The following is a 4271-nucleotide window of genomic DNA, read 5'->3' as shown; positions in this document are numbered from 1 at the left end:
GAGACCAGCGGCTGGATCAGTTCTGGCTCATTGTCCAGCACGTATTCAAACTCGATTGATTCCAGGCATTCGAAGAGTCGCTCACGTTCCCGGTTCTGTTCGGCAATTCGCAGGACGGAATCCGCCGTCTCGGCAAGCCTGGTGGAAAGCTGCGACTTCGGCACATAGCTGGCGGCACCGCGTTCCAGCGCCTCGATGGCCAGCATATCCGAGCCGAAAGCTGTCGTCAGAATGACCGGGACCTCGGGGAAGGTTTCACGAAGATGCCGAACAAGTTCCAGCCCGTCCATCTCGGGCATGCTGATGTCGGTAATCACCAGGTCCGGCGGGCTCTGTTTTACTCTGGCAAGTGCCTCCGCACCGGAGGCAGCGTATTCCACCTTCCAGCCAAATTTTTTCTCCAAAAGCGATCCCACCAGCTTCCGATCGAGCGGGGAATCATCCACCACAAGGACCGTCGTCATAACTGTGACCTCCTGGGAGGAGCAAACTACCGGTTCACCACCTATTTTTATATCCAATTTCACGACTCGTCACCACGGACGAGTCGACCGTCCCAACTTCTCGTCCCAGATGCCTCTGGCCCCAGATGGACGGGCTGAGGATTCAGCCATTGCCCGGCTTGCTTTTCAAAAGAAGCCTTAAATTCGGAGGAATGTGCCTCCGAACAAGAATTTGCCGGGGGGCGGACGGAGTAGTATACGGCCTTCGGAAGAGCTCAAGGTCGGCTTCTCATCCGGAAAATTCGGTTGGCCCACGCGCTTGGGCTTGAAAAAACCCAACAATTAGCACAATCGCATGCAGACTGTGGCGAAAATAGTCGGGTATGGCGTGTCCTTGAATAGCCACCCGTCGCGTTCTACACTGAAAAGGATGCGGGTCACTCCGCAAGGAGGTTCTTCTGTTTGGAGCGGATTCGGACGGCACAACGCCCGAGCCTTGTTGGTAAGGATCACACGTCAAGCCATGCAACCTGAAATGATGGATAACGATCCCGACGACCATCAGTGTCCGATTCTCCGCACTTTCCGGAGGTCGCGGGTCGGTCATAACCCCGTGCTGTAATTGATCGACACCACGCCTCCGGTGGACGGATCGGCGCGTAAAACCGGAGGCGTGAGATGAGTTGTTTGCCCATTAGATCGAGCTACACCCCTCCAGCGGTATCCGGAACCCGCGTGCCCTTGGACATGGGCAACGTTTTGGGGCTCTCTTCCCAGCGTATTCCTGGCGCTCAATTCCTCGCTAGCCGTGCTCGTTTGGTCTCGCTCATTGGGTTTCCATCTTGCATCGCGGAGGGGGGCATATGATGCGAGCTTTGTCGCATTCCCTGATCATTCCGTTCCGACGCCGAAATGGCACGGGTGAGGGAGCGGCGAAAACCGTCGCTCTCAGTCCCGACGAGAAAAGACTTCTGGAAATCTGCCTCGTCACACCAGGCGAAGCCCTCCGGCGGCTCAACTCGTCGCCTGATGGGCTTTCGGATGAGGAAGTCGAGAATCGTCTCGAGGAATACGGTCCCAATGAGCTTCCTCATGCCAAACGACTTTCCGTTTGGGCAGACCTTTCTCATCGGCTGCGCAATCCCCTCAATGTTCAGCTCATCATCATTGCCGCGGTGTCGTTTCTCGTTGGGGAATGGAAGTCCACGATCGTAGTAGGGGCGATGGTGCTCCTCAGCGTGGGACTCTCGTTCATCCTCGATCGACGATCGCAACGCGCGGTTGAGGCCCTGGGAAAACGCGTGCAACCGCGAAGTGTGGTACTGCGCAACGGTCGCGAAACGGAGGTCAAAATTTCGGAAATTGTTCCCGGTGATATCGTGCTCCTTCAGGCCGGGGCGATGATTCCAGCGGATGTGCGGCTTCTTAGCGCGAAGGACTTCTTCGTCAGCCAATCGGTTTTGACGGGGGAATCCATGCCCGTGGAAAAAACGGCCCTGGTGAGCAGTGATGACGTTTCCAGTCCCTGGGATTTGCCGAACGCATGCTTTTTGGGAAGCAACGTCATAAGTGGCACTGCCCGGGCCCTTGTGGTGAATACCGGGGGCCACACGATGCTGGGCTCGGTTTCGCAGCGGCTGGCGGCCGCACGGACAGAAACAAGCTTTGACCGTGGTGTCCGTGGCTTTACCTGGTTGATGATCCGGATGATGGTCATCATGGTGGCCATCGTTTTCTTTCTCGTTGGCTTGACCAAAGGCAACTGGGTCGAGGCCCTGCTTTTTGGCCTGTCCATCGCGGTGGGCCTCACGCCGGAAATGCTTCCCATGATCGTGACTGTCAATCTTGCCAAGGGGGCGCTCAGCATGGCGAAACGGAAGGTGATCGTGAAATACCTACCGTCGATCCAGAACTTTGGGGCCATGGACGTCCTTTGTACGGACAAGACGGGAACGCTGACGCAAGACCGTGTGGTTCTCGAGCGTCACGTGGACGTGACCGGCCGTCCGAGCGAGGACGTCCTGACTTACGCCTATTTAAACAGCTATTTCCAGACGGGGTTGCGGAGTCTCATCGATCGAGCCGTCCTGGAAAGAACGAGCCTCGATGTCGAAGGGAAGTGTCGGCTTGTGGACGAACTCCCGTTTGACTTCGAGCGGCGCAGGATGTCGGTGGTGGTAGACTACGAGGGCGACCATGTCCTGATCTGTAAAGGGGCTGTGGAGGAAATTTACCAGCAGTGTTCGTACTATCAGATCGGCGATGAAGTCTATCCGCTTATTCCGGTCATTAAAGACGATCTTTTTGAAGAGGTGGAACGGCTGAATCGCGAGGGATTCCGCGTGCTTGGCGTGGCGTACCGGGAATTTCCCCGTGAAAAAACAACCTTTACCGTCGCCGACGAGTCGGAATTAATCCTCCTCGGCTATATCGCGTTTTATGACCCGCCGAAGGAATCGGCACTTGAAGCGATTCGGCTCCTTCGCGACGTCGGGGTCTCTGTCAAGGTGCTCACGGGCGACAATGCACTGGTGACACAAAAAGTGTGTCACGACGTGGGGCTTCAGGTTCGCCGCGTGGTCAGCGGGACCGAGTTGGTTGATTTGACGGACGAAGAATTCAGTCAGTTGGTGGAAGAGGCCGATGTGTTCGTCAAGTTGAATCCCGGCCAGAAGGAGCAGATTGTCCAAAAGCTGCGGGAAAGAGGGCACGTCGTCGGGTTTTTGGGGGACGGGATCAACGATGCACCGGCGATGCGGGCGGCCGATGTGGGTATTTCAGTGGATTCTGCAGTGGATGTGGCCAAAGAAGCGGCCGATATTGTTCTCCTCGAAAAAAGCCTTCTCGTCCTCGAAGATGGAGTCATGGAGGGACGCCGAATTTTCGCGAATATCATCAAATATATCCGGATGGGAGCAAGTTCGAATTTCGGCAACATGTTCAGCGTGGTGGGAGCAAGTTATCTCTTTCCTTTCCTTCCCATGAAGCCGATTCACGTGCTCGTAAATAATCTGCTCTACGATATATCCCAAACTGGCATACCGTCGGACAGTGTGGATCCTGAACAGATTGCAAGACCGTTGAAATGGAACATCGACAATGTGCGCCGCTTCATGATGTATATTGGTCCGATCAGTTCGATTTTCGACTACGCAACGTTTGCCCTGATGTGGTTTGTGTTCGAATGCTGGCGATTTACTCAGATGGGTTCGACGGGTGGAGTCGATTATGAGTCTCTTTTCCAAACGGGTTGGTTTGCTGAATCGCTTTTAACGCAGACCTTGATCGTCCATATTATTCGCACAAGGCGGATTCCGTTTATTCAAAGTCGTGCCTCTGCCCATCTCGTTTTGACGACACTCATTGTTGCGGCCATCGGTATTTGGTTGCCCTATTCACCTTTGGCCGATCTTCTGGGAATGGTGCCCTTACCATTGACCTATTGGCCTTTCATCGCCGGATTTCTGCTCTCGTACGCAGTAATCACGCACTATGTGAAAACATGGTTTTTCCATAAATTTGGAGATCAATAGATATGGACAGCCTGCTCGACGCTCTGCAGGAAGGTCGCCTCATCGAGCTGCCGGAAGGAGCGGACAAAATTGCCGCGCTGCGGCTGCTTGCCCGGATACTGGAAGCCATCCCCAGCCTGCCGGCAGGCCTCGATATTGAAGGGCTGGTCTTGGAACGGGAAAGAACCGCCGATACGTCGCTGGGAAAGGGTTGGGCCTGTCCCCATGCGCGGGTGTCGTTTGAAGGGGACTTGCTCTGCGTTGTGGGGTGGAGTCCCCACGGCATTCAATACAACGCCAAAGATCAGGCGCCGGT

At 55.3% G+C, this 4271-nt stretch carries 3 protein-coding genes; 2 read left to right on the top strand and 1 reads right to left on the bottom strand.

Annotated features, from left to right (window positions below):
* Nucleotides 1-464, bottom strand: a 464-nt coding sequence (locus H5U08_RS11320) for a response regulator (protein ID WP_297033066.1), incomplete at its 3' end; no start/stop codon positions are given.
* 842 nt (nucleotides 465-1306) lie between these two features.
* Here H5U08_RS11320 and mgtA point away from each other — a divergent pair.
* Both mgtA and H5U08_RS11310 read left to right on the top strand, forming a co-directional pair.
* Nucleotides 1307-3976 (top strand): magnesium-translocating P-type ATPase, encoded by a 2670-nt coding sequence (gene mgtA, locus H5U08_RS11315; RefSeq protein WP_297033064.1) that lies wholly within the window; start codon nucleotides 1307-1309, stop codon nucleotides 3974-3976.
* A 2-nt stretch (nucleotides 3977-3978) separates the two neighbouring features.
* Nucleotides 3979-4271 (top strand): PTS sugar transporter subunit IIA (locus H5U08_RS11310; RefSeq protein ID WP_297033062.1); only part of this gene is annotated, 293 nt, incomplete at its 3' end.

Source organism: Thermogutta sp. (genome assembly GCF_014359955.1).
Lineage (GTDB): Bacteria > Planctomycetota > Planctomycetia > Pirellulales > Thermoguttaceae > Thermogutta.
The sequence above is the reverse complement of the archived record's forward strand: the minus strand, read 5'-3'. Positions and strand labels throughout refer to the sequence as shown.